The following is a 20,682-nucleotide window of genomic DNA, read 5'->3' as shown; positions in this document are numbered from 1 at the left end:
ATCGCTGAGACGTTCCCGGAAGGCCGGGGCAGCCCGCATGGATGCGGGCTGAGGGCCGTGTTTTGCACGGACGCTGCCTCGGCCCGACCCAAAGCCTGCAGGGATAAGTCGAAGGCACCGCGCAGCGGCGATGTTGCTGGCCGGAGCCCGGGGGTACAGGGGGCGGCGGCGACTGGCCGCCCCCTGTGCGCTCCCTGCACCATGACTGCCATAACGCAGACAATTAACCGGGAGCGCAATCGGCCCGGAAGTAACATAGAAGCTGTAGCCCTGCTAAGCGCAGCGCGAACAGGGACATTTCCGGTTGCGCCGTTATTTTGCCGGGTGGCGGCTGGCGCCTTACCCGGCCTACGGTCCGCGTCATGTTTAGCCTTCCCCCCTCTCCCCGCCGGGAAGAGGGATTGCCTCAGGCGCTGGCGCCGTCCAGCCGCGCCACTTGCTCCGCGCTCAGGCTCAGCGCCGCCGCGCGGGCAAAACTCTCCACCTGAGCCACGCTGGTGGCGCTGGCGATCGGCGCGGTCACCCCTTCGCGGCCGATCAGCCACGCCAGGGCCACCTCAGCCGGCTTCGCGCCCTGCTCGTCCGCGACCGCCGCCAGGGTATCGATAATCCGCATGCCGCGCGGATTCAGGTACTTACCAATCCCGCTTCCGCGCTGGCTCTGTGTCAGATCCGACGGCTGGCGGTACTTACCGGTTAAGAACCCCGAGGCCAGGCTGTAGTAGGTCACCACCCCGATATCGCGGCTGACGCAGAGATCGCACAGCGCGCCTTCAAACGCAGAGCGGTGGTAGAGGTTATATTCCGGCTGCAGCACCTGCCACGCAGGCAAGCCGCCCTTACGCGCCACCTCCAGCGCCCCCGCCAGCTGCATCGCATCGAGGTTAGAGGCCCCCATCGCGCGGATTTTTCCGGCCTGCTGCAGGCTGTGGAAGGCCTCCAGCGTTTCCGCCACCGGGGTTTGCGGATCCGGCCAGTGGGAGAAGTAGAGGTCGATATAATCGGTATTCAGGCGACGCAGAGAGTCGTCAACCGCCTGTTGGATCCAGGCTTTGCTGAGCCCTTTATGGCCGGGGAGGCCGAGATCGGAGCCGACTTTGGTGAAAATTTTGACTTTATCACGCATGCCGGGGCGCGCCTGTAGCCAGCGGCCGATTATGGTTTCAGATTCGCCGCCCTGGTTGCCCTCCGCCCAGCGGGAATAAACATCCGCCGTATCGATAGCGTCAAAACCGTGGTCAACGAAAGCATCAAGAAGAGCAAAACTGGTTTTTTCATCGATGGTCCAGCCAAAGACGTTGCCGCCAAAGACTAATGGGGCGATGGAAAATCCGGTTTTGCCCAAAGGACGTGTCATCATGCCGAGTACTCCTTAGCTTATATTCTGCTTCCCTCAGGTAACCACAGGGGTCAGGAGAGGAGGTCGATTGGATAATCAGAAAAGGAATCTTACGGCGGGCGCTCCACGCCCGCAGGTACACTCTGACATTATGTCCCGGAATAAACATCAAAGCTAAAATATTTGCCAGCTAATTTTTTATAGGTGCCGTCGGCAAGAATCTTCGCAATCGCGCCGTTAATTTCCTGACGCAGCGCCTCATCGTCTTTACGCAAACCTATCGCCGCCCCGGCGCCAAACAGCGTATCGTCCTGCAGATGGCCGCCGACAAAGGCGAATTCTTTACCCTGCGGCTGCTGCAGGAAGCTGTAGTCGGCCATCATCCCGGAGAGCACCGCGCCGTCGATGCGCCCCGACTCCAGGTCACGCACCACGCTATCGGCCCCCTGGTAGGCCACAATGTTTATCCCCTGCGGCCGCCAGTGCTGGTTAACATACGTCTCCTGCGCCGAGCCCTGCTCCACGCCGATGGTTTTGCCCTTCAGCTGTTCCGGCGTATTGCCTTGCAGGGTATTTTTACGCGCCACGAGGAACACCGGCCCGTTATACAACTTGTCGCTAAAGGCAATCTGCGCTTTGCGCTTCTCGGTCATGTACATCCCGGAAAGGATCGCGTCGAATTTACGCGCCTTCAGCGCCGGGATAATGCCGTCGAAATTGCTTTCCACCCACACGCATTTCGCCTGCAGCTGCTGACAAATGGCGTTGCCTAAATCGATATCAAACCCCGCCAGCTTGCCCTGCGGATCTTTCCATTCAAACGGCGCGAAAGTCGGGTCGACGCCGAAGCGGATCTCCTTTCCCCCTTCGGCCAGCGCCGACGTCGACGCCATTAATGCCAGCCATAGCAACAGTGATTTTTTCATTCGCGTTCTTCTCCAGAGATTAGCGACAGTGTTTTTCCACCAGACGGGCGAACAGCGTCGCGCCGATGGTGATAATGTCATCGTTAAAGTCGTAGCCGGGGTTGTGCACCATGCAACCGCCCTTCTCCCCTTTCTCGCCATTGCCGAGCAGGAAGTAGCTGCCAGGGCGTTCACGCAGCATAAAAGCGAAATCCTCGCTGGCGTTCATCGGCGAGACCGACTCCAGGACCCCTTCGCGGCCAAACACCTCCAGCGCCAGCGCCCGGGCGAAATCGGTCTCTTCAGGACTGTTGGTTAATACCGGATAGGAGTCGTAAACCTCCACTACGCTGCTGGCGCCATAGCTTTTGGCGGTAAAGTCAGCGAGCTCGTGAATACGCTTGATCAGCAGGTCGCGGATTTCCGGCTTCATCGCCCGCACGCTCAGCTCCATCACCGCGCTCTCCGGAATGACGTTGGAGGCGATACCGGCCTGGAAGGTGCCGACGCTGACCACTGCCGTTTCCCCCGGCGGCACGTTGCGCGCCACAATGCTCTGCAGGGCCATCACCAGCGCCGCACCGGCGACGATCGGGTCGACGGTGCGCTCGGGGTGGGCGCCGTGGCCGCCGTAGCCGGTAATCGTGATTTTGACGGTGTCCGCCGAGGCCATGAAGTTGCCGGCGTAGAAGCCCAGCTTGCCTACAGGCAGGCCTGGCATGTTGTGCAAGCCAAAGATGCGTTCGCAGGGGAACTGCTCGAACAGGCCGTCTTTAATCATTAAATCCGCGCCGCCGATAGCCTCTTCCGCCGGCTGAAAAATCAGATGCACCGTGCCGTTGAACTGACAGGCCGGCGAGGCGATATATTTCGCCGCCGCCAGCAGAATGGTGGTGTGACCGTCATGGCCGCAGGCGTGCATTTTTCCTGGCGCCGTGCTGGCCCAGGGTAAACCGGTGGTTTCCTCGATCGGCAGGGCATCCATATCGGCGCGTAAACCGATGGTGCGCGGAGAATCGCCTTTGCTCAGGCTGCCGACCACGCCGGTCTTGCCGAGACCGCGCGTCACCTGATAGCCCCACTCCGTCAGCTTGCTGGCGACCAGTTCGCTGGTATTAAACTCTTCAAGACTTAATTCCGGATTGGCATGTAAATAATGACGGATAGAAATCATTTCCGCTTCCGTCGCTTTAATTTCTGGAATTACATAATCACTCATGCCGCTCTCCGGGAAATAAATTAAGGACTTATCACGGTATCGCGATGAAAAGTTTATGCAAGCAGCATTTCTAATACCTGGAATGGACGCATCTTATTTAATAATTCACTCATCACAGCGCAATGAATAATCAAAATAGTGCAATTAAAAAATAAAAGTTTATTTTTTTGAGGATTTCCCGTTATTTACCCTACCCTGCACGGCCACATCCAGCGTTATATAAAATAAACGGGCAGGCAATTACAGAGGCTTTTCCTTCTCGCAATCGTTGCGCTGGCGGGCTGCAGCGCGCCGATCGCCGCCTCCACCAGCGGCGTGGCGTCAGATACCGCCTCGTTGTCCTCGAAGGTCAACGTTTATCATCTGACCGAAAAAGAACTGTCCACCCAGGCAACGATCAATGGTTATAAATACTGGCCGGATGCTGCGCTGGATCCGTAGCTTTCCGCGAGTGCGCCATCGCCGGAAAAGGCTTTCCCGGATCCAGCGATGGCGCAGCGGCAGGTTTAGTGGCCGAGGGCGCCGCTCACCAGAATCGAGGTGATGATCCCGGTCGCCGCGGCGATCAGCACATAGTTACCGTCGATATAGGACCAGTGATGGCCTTCCGGCGGGGGCGGCAGGCCGCGGTCGCTCCAGTCGCGGACGCGATATTCATCGCCACGGAACGGCGCCGGAGCCGGGTGGCCTTTGCGGAAATCGTTCCCGCGCCAGGCGAAATGGTCCTGCTCATGACGTGCCAGATCGCGTTTGTCATGGCCGTCGCGATCCGGGCCACGCTGGTCATGGTCGCCCTGATGATGCGCGTCAGGTCCGCCCTGCGGTGCATGCCCGTCATGGTCCGGACCGTTCTGCCACACCGTGGGTTGCCCCGGACGATGGCCGTCGTTCGGGCCATCGGCAAAGGCCGGGACGCTCAGCACACAGGATAAAATTACTGCCAGAGAAATCATCTTTTTCATGGTACACCTCCTGATTCAGCTCCTTTGTACCGGGCAAATGTGAAGAAAGAGTGAGTAACTGGTTAACCAGGACGATTCCTGGCATCGGCTGTCGGGAAGAGGTTGTGCTGATGGCGGGGCAATAAAAAAGGCCGCTTTCGCGACCTTTATTCAGACAGGTAAAAGGACTTATTCAGTCACTTTATTTTTTAACTCTTCGGCGCCGGTTTTGGTTTTATCCCAGCCCTTTTCCGCACCGGATTTGGTGGCGTTCCAGCCTTTTTCACTGACCTCTTTGGTCTTATCCCACCCCTTCTCGGTGCCTTCTTTGGTCTTGTTCCAGGTTTTCTGCGCGCCTTCGCTCACCTGGCTGCCGACGCTGTCCTGCTTGCCTTCGGCGGCGTGTTTCGCCTTCAGCTGCTGCTCTTCGCCCTCGTGCTGGGCCTGATGCAGCTTCTCTTTAGCGGTGTTGGCGTTGGCATTCGCCGCCGCGACGGTATCATCTGTTGCATGTGTTGTCGCAGCAAAAACCGGAGCCGCAACCAGAATAGCCGATAACGCAATCATTGCTTTTTTCATAATATCCTCTCTCACGTGTCGTGTTATGAGTCGCATTCAGGATGGCACAACGAACCGGGGATGACATTAGGAATTAGCCTGAAAAACGTCTTCGACCTCCAGCCTTGGCAGAAAATGCTGCCGCCTCGCGCGCCCTGTCGGCGTTGGCATAATTTCCAACATTTTTGTTACATTTTATGAAATTTGCCCTTGATATACTTGCCGTTGACGTTTACTCGAGAATAATTCTCAGAATCATTATATTTATAAATTGGCAAACGGAACTCATTTTATGGCAAGAAAATCAGTAAGATCGCTGTTACTTACTGCGCTGCTCGCGACGCCCCTCCTCAGCTATGCAACCCAATATCCCCTGACGGTCACGGACCTTGACGGCCGGCAGGTCACCCTCGCCAAAGAGCCGCAGCGTATTATTTTGCAGGATGGCCGCGACATTATGACCCTCGCCCTGCTGGATCGGGACAATCCGTTTAAACGGCTGGTGGCATGGAATAATCTGGCGAAAAAGCAGGATGTTGCCACCTGGCAGATGCTGAAAACGACGTGGCCCCAGTCGGCCACGATCCTTGACATGGGCTTCAGCGATAAAGGGAACGTCGATCTTGAAAGCGTCATCGCCCGTCAGCCGGATCTGATGATCGCCCAGCTGCGCGCCAGGCCAGCGCTGATGGAGAGCGGCGTCATCGACAAGCTCAGCGCCCTCCACGTTCCGGTGCTGTTTGTCGACTATGAGATCGCCCCGGCGAAAGATACCGCCCCCAGCATCGACCTGCTGGGCAAAGTCCTTAACCGCGAGAGCCAGGCCAAAGCCTTTACCGATTACTATAGTCAGCAGCTGCAGACGATTCGCCAGAAAACCGCGGCCATCACGCCGAAGGCCAACGTCTTCGTGGAAGCGCTGGCCGGCAACAGCGACGCCTGCTGCTTTACTCATGGCCACAGCGGCTGGGGCGGGCTGGTGGAGGCGGTCGGGGCGAACAATATCGGTTCGCAGCTGCTGCCGGGCGCCTCCGGGTTCGTTTCGCTGGAGAAAATCATCAGCATGAAGCCCGACGCCTGGATCATGACCGGCTCGAAGCGCGGCAACAGCCAGGTGCTGCCCCTGGGTTATGCGGTTAAGCCAGAGGCGGTGAAGGCCCAGGCGCAGATCCTGCTGGCGCGACCTGGGGTCAGCCAGATCCCGGCGGTACAGGAAAAGCGGGCCTATGGCGTTTATCACCACTTCTATAACCACCCGTGGAATATTGTCGGCATGGAATACCTGGCGAAAGATATCTACCCGCAGGCCTTCGGCGATCTCAACCCGGATGAGACGTACCATTATATCGTGCGCCATTTCACCGACCTGCCGGACCAGCCGTTCGTCTTCTCCTGGCAGCAGAGCGAGTAATCCGGCATGCGTTTAACCTCCGACTCCGTGCTCGACGGGCTGCCCGCCGGGACCTCTGGCGTGATGAATGATTATCGCCGTATCGTGCGTCGCCGTCTGCTGCTGATCCTCCTGCTGGCGCTGTTGATTGTCGCGTCACTGCTACTCGATTTTATGCTCGGCCCCTCCGGTCTGCCGCTGCAGAGCCTGTGGCAGACGTTAACCGATCCGGCCAGCGCCGATCCGGGCACGCGCGCCATCGTCTGGGATATCCGCCTGCCCTATGCGGTGATGGCGATTATCGTCGGTCTGGCGCTGGGACTGGCCGGCGCCGAAATGCAGACCATCCTCAATAACCCGCTGGCCAGCCCGTTTACCCTCGGCGTCTCCTCGGCTGCGGCGTTTGGCGCCGCGCTGGCGATTGTGCTCGGTATTGGCCTGCCCGGTATTCCCGGCCAGTGGTTTATCTCGGCCAACGCCTTTATCTTCGCCCTGCTGGCGGCCCTGCTGCTGGACGGCATCACCCGCTGGACCCAGGTGGCCACCTCCGGCGTCATTCTGTTCGGCATCGCGCTGGTCTTTACCTTTAACGCTCTGGTCTCGATGCTGCAGTTCATCGCCAACGAAGACACGCTGCAGGGGCTGGTGTTCTGGACCATGGGCAGCATCGATCGCGCCTCCTGGAGCAAAGTCGCCATCCTGCTGGTCGCCCTGGCGCTGGTGATGCCCCTGTCGCTGCGCAGCGCGTGGAAGCTGACCGCCCTGCGGTTGGGCGAGGACCGGGCCATCAGCTTTGGCATTAACGTTCGCCGTCTGCGCCTGACCACGCTGCTGCGGATCAGCATTCTGTCAGCGCTTTCGGTGGCCTTTGTCGGGCCAATCGGCTTTATCGGCCTGGTGGCGCCGCATATTGCGCGGATGCTCTTCGGCGAAGATCATCGCTTTTACCTGCCCGCCAGCGCGCTGATCGGCGCCCTGGTGCTCTCCCTGGCCTCCATCGCCTCGAAAAACCTGATCCCGGGGGCCATTATTCCGGTGGGGATCGTCACTTCCCTGGTCGGGGTCCCGTTCTTTTTGAGCATCATTTTACGTCATCGGGGGCAGGTATGAGCGACCAGACATTATCCGGGCTGTCGCTGTCTCACTTCAGCGCCGGCTACCCCAGACGCAAGGTGATCGAGAACCTGACGGTTCCCCATCTGCCGCGAGGGAAAATCACCGCGCTGCTGGGGCCAAACGGCAGCGGTAAATCAACGTTAATGCGGGCGATGGCGGGTCTGGGCCCCTGCCGCGGCGAGCTGCTGCTGGAGGGGGAAAATCTGCTGACGCAGCCGTTCTCACGTCGCGCAGAGCAGGTGGTCTATCTTCCGCAGACGCTGCCCGCCGGCGTGCATCTGCATGTGCTGGAGTCGATTATCGTTGCCCAGCGCGCCGCCGGAGGACGCCACAGTCCGCAGCGCCAGGAGGAAGTGATGGCGCTGCTGCGACAGCTGGGGATTGCCCATCTGGCGATGAGCTACCTCGATCAGCTCTCCGGCGGGCAAAAGCAGCTGGTGGGTCTCGCCCAGTCGCTGATCCGCCAGCCGCGCCTGCTGCTGCTCGACGAACCGCTCAGCGCCCTTGACCTCAACTACCAGTTTCACGTGATGGATCTGGTGCGCCGGGAGACCCGGCGGCGCAACATCGTGACCCTGGTGGTGGTGCACGACATCAATATTGCCCTGCGTCACGCCGACCACGTGCTGATGCTCAAGGCGGGCCAGCTGCTCGGCGACGGCACCCCGGCCGCGGTCATCACCCCCGAGACTCTGGCGGCCGTCTATGGGGTGCGCGGGCGTATTGAACCCTGTTCGCAGGGGGTGCGGCAGGTGATTATTGACGGCCTGGTGGACAGCGAGGCCTGACCGCGGCGCGGGGCGGTTCGTCCGCCCCGCGCCCGCCGGCTTAGTGATCGAGATAGATATAGTTTTCCCAGCTTTTCATACGGATCAGGATCTTCCTGATCAGCGACAGCTCTTTCAGATGATCCGAGTAGACCGCCGCCTCGAGGGTAGCCCCCTGCGGTAGAGCGTATTCGGCAAATCGCGGATCGGTCACCTTCAGCACCACCAGCGCCCGGCCATGGGTATTGAGCGCGTCTGTGGTCAGCAATTTGCCCTGCCCCTGGAACTGGCTCTCGCCAATCGCCGGCAGCACGTCGGCCACTTCTCCGCGAAAGACGGTGCCCGGGATAGCCGGAAACATCAGCTCCGCGGGCTCGCCTTTGTGCAGACGCTGCAGGGCGTTCTGGCGAAATGCCGCGACGTACTCCCGCGAGGCGGCGCCCTCCACCGGCACAAAGGTCATCAGCGGGATCATCCCCAGCGCAGTGGACATGGTGCCCGGCCGTAAGCCGACGGTACTGACATAGCCATCCTCCGGGGCGCGGACGACGGTGTTCTCCAGCTGAAACTGCGCCTTTTGCAGCTGCGCCAGCAGGGAGGCCACGGTGGTGTTTTTGCCCTTCACCACCGAGTCCAGCGCATTACGCGCCTGAACCACCTTCGCCTGAGCCGCGCTGACGCTGGCTTCATCGGCTTTCCACGTCTGCAGACGGGTATCAACCATTTGATCGGAGAAGGCGCCCTGGGCATGGCCCTCCCGATAGCGGGCATACTCCCGCCGCGACTGGTCGCGCTGGGCCACCGCACGGCTCAGCTCGGCCTGCGCCTGGCTTAACGCCGCGTTTAAGGAGAGCGCATCCTGACTGGCTGCTTTTATCTGCGCCTGCAGATCGTCCACTTTCGCCTGGAACGGCGTCGGGTCGAGGGTAAACAGCACATCGCCCTTATGCAGCATCTGGTTAGGCTTCACCGGTACGCTCTGCACCCGGCCGCGTACCTGCGACACAATCGGCACGGTGCGAAACACCTGGTTACCGACGTCGGTATAAGGGAAGTTGTAGTTCATCCCGAAGATCACCGCGCCAATCAGGGCGATACCGCCGAGCACCGCCGTCGGCACGGTCCACTTATTGAGCGGGATGCGAAAAACTTTAAACACCACGATGCATAGCGCGGCGTAGGCCAGCAACATTAACGTTTCCATTATTTTGCCTCCTTCGCTTTCAGAACGTCCACCTCGCGCTGGACCTGTTCCAGCTGCTGGACCACCGTTTCCAGACGCTGATGCAGCGCCTGCTGCTCGTCGGCAATGTGGCGCATCCCCCATCCGCGGTCTTCGCGCCACAGCGTCGCCCAGATCCATAACAAGGGCCACAGCGCGTGGAGGGTAAATAAGCTGACCCAACCGGCATAATGAATCGCATCCTGATGAGGATGACGCCGCTCTTTGGCGATTTCATAAGGAATATCGTGAATAACAATCACGCCATAAAAAAGTATTAAGGCCACGGCGATCAGAATGGCCAGCGCCACATAGTCCAGGGTCATAAAATAACTCCAGAGTGCAAGGTTAAATAAATAAAACAGCCAGATTCAGGCGTAACGGGGCCGGGGGAAAAATCGCGCTTAGCGCTTTCCCTGGCGGTAATAGCAACGTGATGGCGTGAATCTGCCGAATCGGATTTAGAATTTCTCAGGAATATGACGGTCGATGGAGATCAGCTTGCCTTTTTTCACCGTGATATATCCCCCCTCGCGCAGCGCGGCCAGCACCTGGTACACATAGCTGCGCGAGAGATTGGTTCGTTTAATAATAAATGCCGACAGGCTCTCATGCTGACCCCCATCAATTTCGCCGCGATATAAATAGCGCGACAGCATCGATTTAATGGTCTGAAAGCTGGTCTGGCTGCCGCGTTCATAGTGGGCATCAAGGGCAAATATGCCCATATAGGCCAGGATCGTGGTCAGCTCTTGCATATAGCCCGGCGACGAATGAAAGAATATTCGCTCAAAATCGCTGGCGGTTATTTTCGCCAGCTGGCACTCGCCCAGACACTGATAATAGAGCGCGACCGACGGACAATAATGTTCCAGTAATCCTAACGGCATATGCGCGATAACAATCCCGACCAGGTTCTGCTCATCGCCAAAGGCCAATGTCATTTGCCCCTGCAGCAGAAAGTAGAGATAGCCCGGCTGCGGAATAAAGCCCTGGTCTTTGCCCAAACTCAGCGTTTCACTGCAGGCGATCACCGCCGGCAGATGCGTAGTCAGCGTCAGCTTCTGGTACCGATCGTAAATATCGCCAAAACTGGGGTTCATCGCGCTACGCACTCCTTTACCTTTGGCCACCGCGGCGGGGCTAACCGCGACCTGGTGAACTATACCTAAGCGGGTGGGGAAGGAAAAGTCCAGATCTGGAGTGGCGAAATATTCCGCCTGGCTCACATTTTTTACCCTCGCCTCCCTGTTTCGTGACCCAATCGTTCCGCTTACCGGTGGGCTGTGCTTTAATGAGCTAAACCGGTTTAATAAAGTTTAGCTTAGAGGAGCTTGTCGTATGAATGGAAAAATCTGGGTACTCGGCGATGCGGTCGTCGATCTCCTGCCCGATGGAGAGGGCCGCCTGCTGCAATGCCCCGGCGGCGCGCCGGCCAACGTGGCGGTCGGTGTGGCGCGGCTCGGCGGTGACAGCGGGTTTATCGGCCGCGTCGGCGACGATCCCTTCGGCCGTTTTATGCTTCACACCCTGGCGCAGGAGCAAGTGGATGTGAACTATATGCGCCTCGATGCGGCGCAGCGCACCTCCACGGTGGTGGTCGATCTCGATAGCCACGGGGAGCGCACCTTTACCTTTATGGTCCGTCCGAGCGCCGACCTGTTCCTTCAGCCCGAGGATCTCCCGCCGTTTGCCGCCGGTCAGTGGCTGCACGTCTGCTCCATCGCTCTCAGCGCGGAGCCGAGCCGCAGCACGACATTCGCGGCGATGGAGGCGATAAAGCGCGCCGGGGGCTATGTCAGCTTCGACCCCAATATCCGCAGCGACCTGTGGCAGGATCCGCAGGACCTTCGCGACTGTCTCGACCGGGCGCTGGCCCTCGCCGACGCCATAAAACTTTCGGAAGAGGAGCTGGCGTTTATCAGCGGCAGCGACGACATCGTCAGCGGCATCGCCCGGCTGAACGCCCGCTTCCAGCCGACGCTACTGCTGGTGACCCAGGGTAAAGCGGGGGTCCAGGCCGCCCTGCGCGGGCAGGTTAGCCACTTCCCTGCCCGCCCGGTGGTGGCCGTCGATACCACCGGCGCCGGCGATGCCTTTGTCGCCGGGCTACTCGCCGGCCTCGCCGCCCACGGTATCCCGGACAACCTCGCAGCCCTGGCTCCCGACCTCGCGCTGGCGCAAACCTGCGGCGCGCTGGCCACCACCGCCAAAGGCGCCATGACCGCCCTGCCCTACAAGGACGATCTTCAGCGCTCGCTGTGATCCCCTTGGGCCGGTTAACGGCCCACTTTGCTGGCGACATCACAATTCTTAAACCGGTTTAGCAATTTTTATTTTCACCGCGTTACCGACATGTTTACCATATCAACTAAACCGGTTTAGCAAACATTAGCACACTCACTGATTTACCTTTGGATGTCACCAACATGTATAAAAAACGGAAGTTAGCCATTCTTATTGCTTTGCTAACCGGCACCGCCGCCGCCCATGGGCAGACAGACCTGAACAGCATTGAAGCGCGTCTCGCCGCCCTGGAAAAACGCCTGCAGGACGCCGAGACCCGCGCCAGCACTGCCGAAAGCCGCGCCGCCTCAGCGGAGCAGAAAGTTCAGCAGTTAACCCAGCAGCAGCAGCAAACCCAGGCCACCACCCAGCAGGTGGCCAGGCGCACCACTCAACTGGAAGAAAAAGCCGAACGGCCCGGCGGCTTTGAGTTCCACGGCTATGCGCGTTCCGGGGTGATCATGAACGACTCGGCCGCCAGTACCAAATCCGGCGCTTATATGACCCCCGCCGGGGAGACCGGCGGCGCCATTGGTCGCCTGGGCAACCAGGCCGACACCTATGTGGAAATGAACCTCGAACATAAACAGACCCTGGACAACGGGGCGACCACCCGTTTCAAAGTGATGGTGGCCGACGGACAGACCACCTATAACGACTGGACGGCAAGCAGCAGCGACCTGAACGTACGCCAGGCGTTCGTCGAGCTGGGCAATCTGCCGACCTTCGAAGGCCCGTTCAAAGGCTCGACCCTGTGGGCCGGGAAACGCTTTGACCGCGACAACTTCGACATCCACTGGATTGACTCGGATGTGGTGTTCCTCGCCGGGACCGGCGGCGGGATCTACGACGTGAAATGGAACGACAGCCTGCGCAGCAACTTCTCGTTATACGGCCGCAACTTTGGCGATATCGCCGACAGCAGCAACAGCGTGCAGAACTATATCGTCAGCATGAATAACTTTGCCGGCCCGGTGCAGATGATGGTCAGCGGGATGCGGGCGAAAGATAATGACGACCGCCAGGACGCGAACGGCAATCTGGTGAAAGGCGATGCCGCTAACACCGGGGTTCATGCCCTGCTGGGCCTGCACAATGAGAGCTTCTATGGCCTGCGCGACGGGACCAGCAAAACGGCCCTGCTGTACGGCCACGGGCTGGGCGCCGAGGTTAAAGGCATCGGCTCCGACGGCGCGCTGCGCCCGGGGGCCAATACCTGGCGCTTCGCCAGCTATGGCACTACGCCGCTGAGCGATCGCTGGTTTATTGCCCCGGCCGTGCTGGCGCAGAGCAGTAAAGATCGTTATGTCGATGGCGACAGCTATCAGTGGGCCACCCTCAACCTGCGTCTGATTCAGGAAGTGACGCAGAACTTCGCCCTCGCCTGGGAGGGCAGCTATCAGTACATGGATCTGCAGCCTGAAGGCTACAACGATCGCCATGCGGTCAATGGCAGCTTCTACAAGCTGACCTTCGCCCCGACCTTCAAGGTGGGCAGCATCGGCGACTTCTTCTCGCGGCCGGAGATCCGCTTCTATACATCGTGGATGGACTGGAGCAAAAAACTGGACAACTACGCCAACGATGACGCGTTAGGCAGCAACGGATTCAAATCGGGCGGCGAATGGTCGTTCGGTATGCAAATGGAGACCTGGTTCTGACGGCCACCGGGGCGACAGGGTAAATAACACATAAATATAAGGTTCGCGGCGCCTGCCACGGCTGGCGCCGCCCACGCCATATCATCATGCATTTAGAGGGTACTATGGATTTTGAACAGATTTCCCGCTCACTGCTTCCCCTGCTGGGCGGCAAGGAAAATATCGCCAGCGCCGCGCACTGCGCCACCCGCCTGCGGCTGGTGCTGGTCGACGACGCGCTCGCCGATCAGCAGGCGATTGGCAAAATCGACGGGGTGAAAGGCTGCTTTCGCAATGCCGGACAGATGCAGATCATCTTCGGCACCGGGGTGGTCAATAAAGTCTATGCCGCCTTTATCCAGGCCGCAGGCATCAGCGAATCGAGCAAATCCGAAGCCGCCGACCTGGCGGCGAAAAAGCTGAACCCGTTCCAGCGCATCGCCCGCCTGCTGTCCAACATCTTCGTGCCGATTATTCCGGCCATCGTCGCCTCCGGCCTGCTGATGGGCCTGCTGGGGATGGTGAAAACCTACGGTTGGGTCGACCCGAGCAACGCTCTCTATATCATGCTGGATATGTGCAGTTCGGCGGCGTTTATCATTCTGCCGATCCTGATCGGCTTTACCGCCGCCCGCGAATTTGGCGGTAACCCCTATCTGGGCGCGACCCTCGGCGGGATCCTCACCCATCCGGCGCTGACCAACGCCTGGGGCGTCGCCGCCGGCTTCCACACCATGAATTTCTTCGGCATCGAAGTGGCGATGATCGGCTACCAGGGCACCGTCTTCCCGGTGCTGCTGGCGGTGTGGTTTATGAGCATGGTCGAGAAGCGGCTGCGCCGCGTGATCCCTGACGCGCTGGACCTGATCCTCACTCCGTTCCTGACGGTGATTATCTCCGGCTTTATCGCCCTGCTGCTGATCGGCCCGGCCGGTCGCGCGCTCGGCGACGGCATTTCGTTTATCCTCAGCACGCTTATCAGCCACGCCGGCTGGCTGGCGGGCCTGCTGTTCGGCGGCCTCTATTCGGTGATCGTTATTACCGGTATCCATCACAGCTTCCATGCCATCGAGGCCGGACTGCTGGGCAACCCATCGATTGGCGTCAACTTCCTGCTGCCGATCTGGGCGATGGCCAACGTCGCCCAGGCCGGCGCCTGCTTTGCGGTGTGGTTTAAAACCAAAGATGCCAAAATAAAAGCCATCACCCTGCCGTCGGCGTTTTCGGCGATGCTGGGGATCACCGAGGCGGCAATCTTCGGGATTAACCTGCGCTTTGTGAAACCGTTCATCGCCGCGCTGGTAGGCGGTGCCGCCGGCGGCGCCTGGGTGGTGTCGATGCACGTCTACATGACCGCGGTGGGCCTGACGGCGATCCCGGGGATGGCTATCGTGCAGGCCAGCTCGCTGCTGAACTACATTATCGGAATGGCGATCGCCTTCGCCGTGGCCTTCGCGCTCTCTCTGACGCTGAAATACAAAACGGACGCTGAATAATGTCATTACCGTCACGCCTGCCTGCGATCCTGCAGGCCGTTATGCAGGGCCAGCCGCAGGCGCTGGCCGACAGCCATTATCCGCAATGGCATCTGGCGCCGGTCAACGGACTGCTGAACGATCCTAACGGCTTTTGCCAGGTCGCCGGGCGTTACCACCTGTTTTATCAGTGGAACCCGCTCGCCTGCGACCATACCTATAAGTGCTGGGGACACTGGAGCTCTGCCGATCTGCTGCACTGGCGGCACGAACCTATCGCCCTGATGCCGGATGAAGAGTATGACCGCAACGGCTGCTACTCTGGCAGCGCGGTCGAGTTCGAGGGCGCCCTGACTCTGTGCTACACCGGCAACGTGAAATTCCCCGACGGCGGGCGCACCGCCTGGCAATGTCTGGCGACCGAGAATGCCGATGGCACCTTCCGCAAGCTGGGGCCGGTGCTGCCGCTGCCAGAAGGCTATACCGGCCATGTGCGCGACCCTAAAGTGTGGCGGCAGGACGGGCGCTGGTACATGGTTCTTGGGGCGCAGGATGTGCAACAGCGCGGCAAAGTGCTGCTGTTTACCGCCAGCGACCTGCGGGAGTGGCGCCTGGTGGGCGAGATCGCCGGGCACGACGTGAACGGCCTGGCGAACGCCGGCTACATGTGGGAGTGCCCGGATCTCTTTCCGCTGGCGGACACCCACCTGCTGATCTGCTGCCCGCAGGGGCTGGCCCGCGAAGCGCAGCGCTTTCTCAATACCTATCCGGCGGTGTGGATGGCAGGCCGCTTCGACGCCGAACGCGGGATCTTCGACCACGGCCCGCTGCACGAGCTGGACAGCGGATTTGAGTTCTACGCGCCGCAGACCATGCAGGCCGACGATGGCCGCCGCCTGCTGGTCGGCTGGATGGGCGTCCCCGACGGGGACGAGATGCATCAGCCCACCCGCGCGCAGGGCTGGATCCATCAGATGACTTGCGTGCGTGAGCTGGAGTGGCAGGCTGGCACTCTGTATCAGCGTCCGCTGCGCGAGCTGGCCGCTCTGCGCGAGGAAGCTCAGGGCTGGTGCGGACAGACCCTGCCCCTCGCCCCGATGGAGCTGACCTTTGACCTTTCCCCCGACAGCACGCTGGGGCTGGACTTTGCCGGCGCCCTGCAGCTCACCGTCAATCGCGACGGTCTGCGTCTGTCGCGCCGCGGCCTGCAGACGGCGGAGATGCATCACCGCTACTGGCGCGGCGAGGCGCGACGCCTGCGGATCTTTATCGACCGCTCCAGCGTGGAGATTTTCATCAACGATGGCGAAGGGGTGATGAGCAGCCGCTTCTTCCCGGGCTATCCGGGGCAGCTCATCTTCAGCGGTGCGACGCCGGTGGCATTCTGCCGCTGGCTGCTGCGGCCATGCATGGTAGAATAAGCGTTTTGCTTTCAGGCTCCCGGGTGCTGATGAAAACCAAACGCGTAACTATCAAAGATATCGCCGAACTGGCGGGCGTCTCCAAAGCGACCGCCAGCCTGGTACTCAACGGTCGTGGTAAAGAGCTGCGCGTGGCGCAGGAGACGCGCGAGCGCGTACTGGCGATCGCTCGCGAACAGCACTATCAGCCGAGCATTCACGCGCGCTCGCTGCGCGATAACCGCAGCCATACCATTGGTCTGGTGGTGCCGGAGATCACCAACTACGGGTTTGCCGTTTTCTCCCACGAGCTTGAGACGCTCTGCCGGGAAGCCGGCGTGCAGCTGCTTATCTCCTGCACCGACGAAAACCCAGGCCAGGAGAGCGTGGTGGTCAATAACATGATCGCCCGCCAGGTCGACGGCCTGATTGTCGCCTCTTGTATGCACAGCGATGCCGACTATCAGAAACTTAGCGAACAGCTGCCGGTGGTGCTGTTTGACCGCTCCCCCAGCGACAGCGCCCTGCCGCTGGTGATGACCGACTCGGTCACCCCAACGGCCGAGCTGATCTCCCGTATCGCGCCTCAGCATGCGGACGAGTTCTGGTTTCTCGGCGGCCAGCCGCGGCTGTCGCCGTCGCGCGACCGGCTGGCGGGGTTCACCCAGGGCCTGGCCCAGGCGGGGATCACGCTGCGCCCTGAGTGGGTGATCAACGGCAACTACCACCCCAGCTCCGGCTATGAGATGTTCGCGGCGCTCTGCGCGCGGCTGGGGCGTCCGCCGAAGGCGCTCTTCACCGCGGCCTGCGGGCTGCTCGAAGGGGTGCTGCGCTATATGAGCCAGCATCATCTGCTGGATTCCAATATTCATCTCGCCAGCTTCGACGATCACTATCTGTATGATTCGCTTTCCCTGCGCATTGATACCGTGCAGCAGGATAATCGTCAGCTGGCCTGGCACTGCTACGATCTGCTCAGCCAGCTGATCGACGGTCAGGCCCCGGAGCCGCTTCAGCGCTACCTGCCCGCCACCCTGCAGATTCGCCATCCCTGACGGCGCGGTTGGCAATTAGCGTTTTCGCCTGGCGCGCGCCGCCTGCCTCAGCGCCAGCAGCGCGCTGGCGAGCACCGCGCCAAGGCCGATAGTCACCGGCCAGCGGTAAGCCACCAGCAACGAGGGCAATCCACCATCCGGCGCCAGCATCACCAGATTCCAGCCCGCCAGCCCCGCGTTGCCGTTCAGCGCCCGGCTTAACATCCTTTGATGCGGGGCGAATGGCTGAATGGTCTGGTAGTGGCTGCCGAACAGCGGGGGCTGCATCTCTCGCGGGAACTGCGCCTGCACCTGGGCCAGCACGCTGGCCGGCAGCGCGTGCGATGCCGCCAGCAGATGCCCGTCGCCATTCACCAGCAGCAGCTGATAATGCCGCTCCTGGGCGAGGGTCTGGAGAGCGGCGCGCATCGCCGCCAGCGGCCAGGTCGCTTCCCGCTGCGGCGCCGGAATGTTCATCCGCCGCTCAAGGCGTTCCGCCACCCACTGCGCATCCTCCTCCAGCTGGCGGATCTGCCTCTCACGGTAAACCTCTCTGGCCGGCAAATTCATGCCCCGACCGAGCGCCAGGATCGCCAGCCCCGCGAGCAGCGTGACGATAAGGCCCCTTTTTCCCGCTAGCCAGCGCGGCGAGAATTTGCCAAAGGATGGTGTATTCATACGACTCCAGAAACCGCAGGCCACGCGTGGCCCCTGACGAATGGACAACGGAAGTGGCGAAACTGTACAGGATGCGCAGCGCGGGCAAAACAGACAGGCGGAGCCTGGCGGGGAGTATTTTGTTTATTTCTGGACAGGACGGGCGGCAACGGCATCCTTCGCCGTTGCCGCTCGTTGATAAGATTAGTGTTTTTTCCGGTTGCGACGCATATCGATGGTTACCGCCGCAACGATAATGATGCCTTTAATAATATCCTGCACATAGGCATCGACGCCGACAAAGGTAAAACCGCTTTTGATCAGGCCAAGGATCATCGCACCAATCAGGGTGCCGGTAATGCGCCCCACTCCGCCCATTAAGCTGCTGCCGCCGATCACCGCGGCGGCAATCGCGTCCAGCTCGTAGGACATCCCCATGCTCGACTGGCCGCTACTGACGCGCGCCGCCAGCACCACCCCCGCCAGCCCGGAGAGCGCCCCGGCGATGGTGTAGACGATCACCAGATATTTATTCACATTGATGCCGGACACTTTGGCCGAGGTCATGTTGCCGCCGATGGCATACACATATTTGCCATACCGGGTATGCTTCAGCGCAATGTGAAACACGGCGGCGATCACGAAGAAGATAATCACCGGCATCGCTCCCTGGCCTATCGCCGTAAAGCTGTCGGAGAGGAAGCTGATCGGGTTGCCCTGAGTGTAATACTGCGCCAGACCGCGCGCCGAAACCATCATCCCGAGGGTGGCGATAAACGGCGGGATACCGGTCCGCGTCACCAGGAAACCATTGGTCAGGCCGCACAGCAGGCCGACGCCGATCCCCGCGCAAATGGGGATCACCGCCGGCAGGTTGACCAGCGCCGGGAACATTGGCGACAGGCTATCGGAGGTTTGCGCCAGGCTGGCCGCCACCACCGCCGCAAGGGCAATAACCGAGCCGGAGGAGAGGTCAATCCCGGTGGTGATGATCACCTGGGTGACGCCGACGGCGATGATGCCGATAATCGCCACCTGCAGCACAATCAGCACCAGCCGGTTGGTATTGAGCAGGAACGACTGGTCGCGAACATACCAGCCGGCGATTTCAAAGGTCAGGGCGATCACCAGCATCACCACAAAGATGCCGGTATCTTTCGGCATTTTATGCCGCAAATTAGCGAAGAAGGAGGAACCCTCGCTGGCCGGAGCCGCCGTTAATTTCATATTACTCATTCTCTGTGCCTCAATGGGATGCCAACGACAAAATGGTTTCCTGGTCGGCTTCGTCTTTTTCCAGGATGCCGGTGATACGACCTTCATGCATCACCATGACCCGATCGCTCATGCCAAGGATTTCCGGCAGTTCAGAGGAGACCATAATCACCGCCACCCCCCGATTCGCCAGTTCACTGATAAGATGATAAATCTCCGCCTTCGCCCCGACGTCGATACCGCGGGTCGGCTCATCGAGAATTAAGATTTTCGGTTGCGCTAACAGCCAGCGCGCAATCAGGACTTTTTGCTGATTCCCCCCGCTGAGGTTATTAATAATTTGATCCATCGTCGGCGTTTTAATATTGAGCCGGCGTATTTGCTCCATGCAGTCTTCGGCCATTTTCACGTGCTGGACAAAACCGCTCTTGCCGATATATTCCGGCATTTTGACGATACTCATATTTTCCAGCACCGACAGCACCAGAAACAGGCCCGACTTTTTCCGGTCTTCGGTTAATAATGCCATCCCCTTTTCAATCGCCACGGAGGGGGAATCGATGGTCACCGGCGCTCCGTCGATCAGCACTTCGCCGCTGTCGAAGCGCTCCATACCGAACAGGCTTTCCATCACCTCGCTGCGCCCGGCGCCCACCAGACCGGCCACGCCCAGGATTTCGCCACGGCGTACGCTAAAGCTGACGTCATGGAACACGCCCTGACGCGTCAGGTTGCGCACCGTCAGCACCTCTTCGCCGATGGTGTTATTAAATTTCGGAAACAGCTGGGTTAATTCGCGGCCCACCATCTGGGTGATCAGCGACTGCCGGGTAAATTCGGTGGTGTTTTTGCTCCCCACCCAGGTGCCGTCGCGAAAGACGCTGATCTCATCGGTGATGGCAAAGATCTCATCCATTTTGTGGCTGATATAGATGATCGCTTTACCCTGGGCGCGCAGGTCGCGGATGATGGTGAACAGGTGAGCCACCTCGCCTTCGGTCAGCGCCGAGGTGGGCTCATCCATGATCACGATATCCGCGTTCCATGAGACCGCTTTGGCAATCTCCACCATCTGCTGGGCGGCGATGCTCAGGTCGCCCACCAGCCGGTCAGCGGTTAAGCGGATATTGAGCTTATCCAGCAGCGCCTGGGTCTGGCGGGTCAGCTGGCCATGGTCGACAAAGCCGTACTTCATCGGCTCGCGCCCCAGCCAGATATTCTCCGCCACCGTCATATGCGGCACCAGATTGAGCTCCTGGTGGATCATCGAGATCCCCGAGCGCAGCGCATCCATGGTGTCGGTAAACTCCACCGGCTCCCCTTTCACGCGAATCGACCCTTTATCGGGGCGATAGATACCGATCAGGCATTTCATCAGCGTGGATTTACCGGCGCCGTTCTCGCCCATCAGGGCATGCACCGTTCCCGGACGCACGCGCAATGAGACATTATCGAGCGCCTTCACGCCGGGGAAGAACTTACTGATACCTTCGGCTTCAAGGGCAAAAGCGTTCATAC

20 protein-coding genes and 1 pseudogene are annotated in these 20,682 nt (G+C 60.1%); 9 read left to right on the top strand and 12 right to left on the bottom strand.

From position 1 onward, the window contains the following. Positions 1-406: 406 nt before the first annotated feature. The 4 genes from BHE81_RS03820 to BHE81_RS28045 form a co-directional block, all read right to left on the bottom strand. Positions 407-1,360 carry an aldo/keto reductase gene (locus BHE81_RS03820; RefSeq protein ID WP_004147443.1) on the bottom strand — a complete coding sequence of 318 codons (954 nt, stop codon included), beginning with the start codon at positions 1,358-1,360 and terminating at the stop codon, positions 407-409. Between the two features lie 128 nt (positions 1,361-1,488). Further along, positions 1,489-2,265 (bottom strand): ABC transporter substrate-binding protein, encoded by a 777-nt coding sequence (locus tag BHE81_RS03815; protein ID WP_002892707.1) that lies wholly within the window; start codon positions 2,263-2,265, stop codon positions 1,489-1,491. 19 nt (positions 2,266-2,284) lie between these two features. Further along, positions 2,285-3,463, bottom strand: coding sequence for a M20 aminoacylase family protein (locus BHE81_RS03810; RefSeq protein WP_004176999.1), 1,179 nt, complete (start codon positions 3,461-3,463; stop codon positions 2,285-2,287). Between the two features lie 215 nt (positions 3,464-3,678). Further along, the gene (locus BHE81_RS28045; protein WP_020316933.1) at positions 3,679-3,816 is read right to left on the bottom strand and encodes a hypothetical protein; all 138 of its coding nucleotides are present in this window, start codon (positions 3,814-3,816) and stop codon (positions 3,679-3,681) included. On the opposite strand from BHE81_RS28045, the gene BHE81_RS28040 reads away from it, so the two are divergent. Next, positions 3,779-3,904, top strand: a complete 126-nt coding sequence (locus BHE81_RS28040) for a hypothetical protein (protein ID WP_002892703.1) — start codon at positions 3,779-3,781, stop codon at positions 3,902-3,904. The two genes, BHE81_RS28045 and BHE81_RS28040, sit on opposite strands and share 38 nt — an antisense overlap. Positions 3,905-3,969: 65 nt before the next feature. Here the strand turns inward: BHE81_RS28040 and BHE81_RS03805 are convergent, their stop codons facing one another. Together BHE81_RS03805 and BHE81_RS03800 are read right to left on the bottom strand one after the other, a co-directional pair. Beyond that, entirely contained in the window at positions 3,970-4,425 is a 456-nt protein-coding gene (locus BHE81_RS03805; protein ID WP_002892701.1) for an RcnB family protein, read from the bottom strand. 168 nt (positions 4,426-4,593) lie between these two features. Continuing rightward, positions 4,594-4,983: a hypothetical protein gene (locus BHE81_RS03800; protein WP_002892699.1), complete on the bottom strand. Its 390-nt coding sequence runs from the start codon at positions 4,981-4,983 to the stop codon at positions 4,594-4,596. Between the two features lie 271 nt (positions 4,984-5,254). Here BHE81_RS03800 and BHE81_RS03795 point away from each other — a divergent pair, with 271 nt between their 5' ends. From BHE81_RS03795 to BHE81_RS03785, 3 genes are read left to right on the top strand one after another with little or no spacing between them, the layout of a single operon-like run. After that, the gene (locus tag BHE81_RS03795) at positions 5,255-6,373 is read left to right on the top strand and encodes an ABC transporter substrate-binding protein (RefSeq protein ID WP_004191469.1); all 1,119 of its coding nucleotides are present in this window, start codon (positions 5,255-5,257) and stop codon (positions 6,371-6,373) included. Between the two features lie 60 nt (positions 6,374-6,433). After that, on the top strand, positions 6,434-7,462 hold the full coding sequence (locus BHE81_RS03790) for a FecCD family ABC transporter permease (protein WP_004217904.1): 1,029 nt from the start codon (positions 6,434-6,436) through the stop codon (positions 7,460-7,462). Then, positions 7,459-8,256 carry an ABC transporter ATP-binding protein gene (locus tag BHE81_RS03785; RefSeq protein WP_002892698.1) on the top strand — a complete coding sequence of 266 codons (798 nt, stop codon included), beginning with the start codon at positions 7,459-7,461 and terminating at the stop codon, positions 8,254-8,256. Before BHE81_RS03790 ends, BHE81_RS03785 begins: the two co-directional genes overlap by 4 nt. Before the next feature lie 40 nt (positions 8,257-8,296). On the opposite strand, the gene BHE81_RS03780 is transcribed toward BHE81_RS03785, so the two are convergent. The 3 genes from BHE81_RS03780 to BHE81_RS03770 form a co-directional block, all read right to left on the bottom strand. Beyond that, positions 8,297-9,439, bottom strand: coding sequence for an HlyD family secretion protein (locus tag BHE81_RS03780; RefSeq protein ID WP_023342952.1), 1,143 nt, complete (start codon positions 9,437-9,439; stop codon positions 8,297-8,299). Continuing rightward, on the bottom strand, positions 9,439-9,783 hold the full coding sequence (locus tag BHE81_RS03775) for a DUF3302 domain-containing protein (RefSeq protein ID WP_002892695.1): 345 nt from the start codon (positions 9,781-9,783) through the stop codon (positions 9,439-9,441). The genes BHE81_RS03780 and BHE81_RS03775 overlap by 1 nt, the downstream gene beginning before the upstream one ends. Before the next feature lie 135 nt (positions 9,784-9,918). Continuing rightward, positions 9,919-10,560, bottom strand: a complete 642-nt coding sequence (locus BHE81_RS03770) for a helix-turn-helix domain-containing protein (protein ID WP_004151802.1) — start codon at positions 10,558-10,560, stop codon at positions 9,919-9,921. Positions 10,561-10,798: 238 nt separating this feature from the next. On the opposite strand from BHE81_RS03770, the gene BHE81_RS03765 reads away from it, so the two are divergent. From BHE81_RS03765 to BHE81_RS03745, 5 genes are all read left to right on the top strand, one after another. Further along, positions 10,799-11,722, top strand: a complete 924-nt coding sequence (locus BHE81_RS03765; protein WP_023342953.1) for an aminoimidazole riboside kinase — start codon at positions 10,799-10,801, stop codon at positions 11,720-11,722. A gap of 164 nt (positions 11,723-11,886) precedes the next feature. Beyond that, positions 11,887-13,404 carry a carbohydrate porin gene (locus tag BHE81_RS03760; RefSeq protein ID WP_004147437.1) on the top strand — a complete coding sequence of 506 codons (1,518 nt, stop codon included), beginning with the start codon at positions 11,887-11,889 and terminating at the stop codon, positions 13,402-13,404. A gap of 104 nt (positions 13,405-13,508) precedes the next feature. Next, on the top strand, positions 13,509-14,879 hold the full coding sequence (locus tag BHE81_RS03755) for a sucrose-specific PTS transporter subunit IIBC (protein ID WP_023342954.1): 1,371 nt from the start codon (positions 13,509-13,511) through the stop codon (positions 14,877-14,879). Beyond that, positions 14,879-16,279, top strand: coding sequence for a sucrose-6-phosphate hydrolase (locus BHE81_RS03750; protein ID WP_023286115.1), 1,401 nt, complete (start codon positions 14,879-14,881; stop codon positions 16,277-16,279). The genes BHE81_RS03755 and BHE81_RS03750 overlap by 1 nt, the downstream gene beginning before the upstream one ends. Positions 16,280-16,302: 23 nt before the next feature. Beyond that, positions 16,303-17,313: a LacI family DNA-binding transcriptional regulator gene (locus tag BHE81_RS03745; protein ID WP_014907957.1), complete on the top strand. Its 1,011-nt coding sequence runs from the start codon at positions 16,303-16,305 to the stop codon at positions 17,311-17,313. A gap of 47 nt (positions 17,314-17,360) precedes the next feature. Here the strand turns inward: BHE81_RS03745 and BHE81_RS03740 are convergent. From BHE81_RS03740 to BHE81_RS03730, 3 genes and pseudogenes are all read right to left on the bottom strand, one after another. Beyond that, a pseudogene (locus BHE81_RS03740) lies at positions 17,361-17,970 on the bottom strand (hypothetical protein). 183 nt (positions 17,971-18,153) lie between these two features. Next, complete coding sequence (locus BHE81_RS03735) at positions 18,154-19,176, bottom strand: ABC transporter permease (protein WP_004152946.1); 1,023 nt, start codon at positions 19,174-19,176, stop codon at positions 18,154-18,156. Positions 19,177-19,195: 19 nt separating this feature from the next. Further along, positions 19,196-20,680 (bottom strand): sugar ABC transporter ATP-binding protein, encoded by a 1,485-nt coding sequence (locus tag BHE81_RS03730; protein ID WP_004142660.1) that lies wholly within the window; start codon positions 20,678-20,680, stop codon positions 19,196-19,198. Between the last annotated feature and the right edge of the window lie 2 nt (positions 20,681-20,682).

The sequence above is a fragment of the Klebsiella sp. AqSCr genome, from assembly GCF_008452795.1.
Classification (GTDB): domain Bacteria; phylum Pseudomonadota; class Gammaproteobacteria; order Enterobacterales; family Enterobacteriaceae; genus Klebsiella; species Klebsiella pneumoniae.
This window is presented reverse-complemented; position numbering and strand designations above follow the sequence as displayed.

Excerpts from the sequence above, each read along its gene's own strand:
- BHE81_RS03755 (WP_023342954.1), top strand. The coding sequence starts at position 13,509 with ATGGATTTTGAACAGATTTCCCGCTCACTGCTTCCCCTGCTGGGCGGC.
- BHE81_RS03800 (WP_002892699.1), bottom strand. The coding sequence starts at position 4,983 with ATGAAAAAAGCAATGATTGCGTTATCGGCTATTCTGGTTGCGGCTCCG.
- BHE81_RS03815 (WP_002892707.1), bottom strand. The coding sequence starts at position 2,265 with ATGAAAAAATCACTGTTGCTATGGCTGGCATTAATGGCGTCGACGTCG.
- BHE81_RS03805 (WP_002892701.1), bottom strand. The coding sequence starts at position 4,425 with ATGAAAAAGATGATTTCTCTGGCAGTAATTTTATCCTGTGTGCTGAGC.
- BHE81_RS03735 (WP_004152946.1), bottom strand. The coding sequence starts at position 19,176 with ATGAAATTAACGGCGGCTCCGGCCAGCGAGGGTTCCTCCTTCTTCGCT.
- BHE81_RS03770 (WP_004151802.1), bottom strand. The coding sequence starts at position 10,560 with ATGAACCCCAGTTTTGGCGATATTTACGATCGGTACCAGAAGCTGACG.
- BHE81_RS03750 (WP_023286115.1), top strand. The coding sequence starts at position 14,879 with ATGTCATTACCGTCACGCCTGCCTGCGATCCTGCAGGCCGTTATGCAG.
- BHE81_RS03785 (WP_002892698.1), top strand. The coding sequence starts at position 7,459 with ATGAGCGACCAGACATTATCCGGGCTGTCGCTGTCTCACTTCAGCGCC.
- BHE81_RS03795 (WP_004191469.1), top strand. The coding sequence starts at position 5,255 with ATGGCAAGAAAATCAGTAAGATCGCTGTTACTTACTGCGCTGCTCGCG.
- BHE81_RS03775 (WP_002892695.1), bottom strand. The coding sequence starts at position 9,783 with ATGACCCTGGACTATGTGGCGCTGGCCATTCTGATCGCCGTGGCCTTA.
- BHE81_RS03730 (WP_004142660.1), bottom strand. The coding sequence starts at position 20,680 with ATGAACGCTTTTGCCCTTGAAGCCGAAGGTATCAGTAAGTTCTTCCCC.
- BHE81_RS03760 (WP_004147437.1), top strand. The coding sequence starts at position 11,887 with ATGTATAAAAAACGGAAGTTAGCCATTCTTATTGCTTTGCTAACCGGC.
- BHE81_RS03820 (WP_004147443.1), bottom strand. The coding sequence starts at position 1,360 with ATGATGACACGTCCTTTGGGCAAAACCGGATTTTCCATCGCCCCATTA.
- BHE81_RS03780 (WP_023342952.1), bottom strand. The coding sequence starts at position 9,439 with ATGGAAACGTTAATGTTGCTGGCCTACGCCGCGCTATGCATCGTGGTG.
- BHE81_RS03765 (WP_023342953.1), top strand. The coding sequence starts at position 10,799 with ATGAATGGAAAAATCTGGGTACTCGGCGATGCGGTCGTCGATCTCCTG.
- BHE81_RS03810 (WP_004176999.1), bottom strand. The coding sequence starts at position 3,463 with ATGAGTGATTATGTAATTCCAGAAATTAAAGCGACGGAAGCGGAAATG.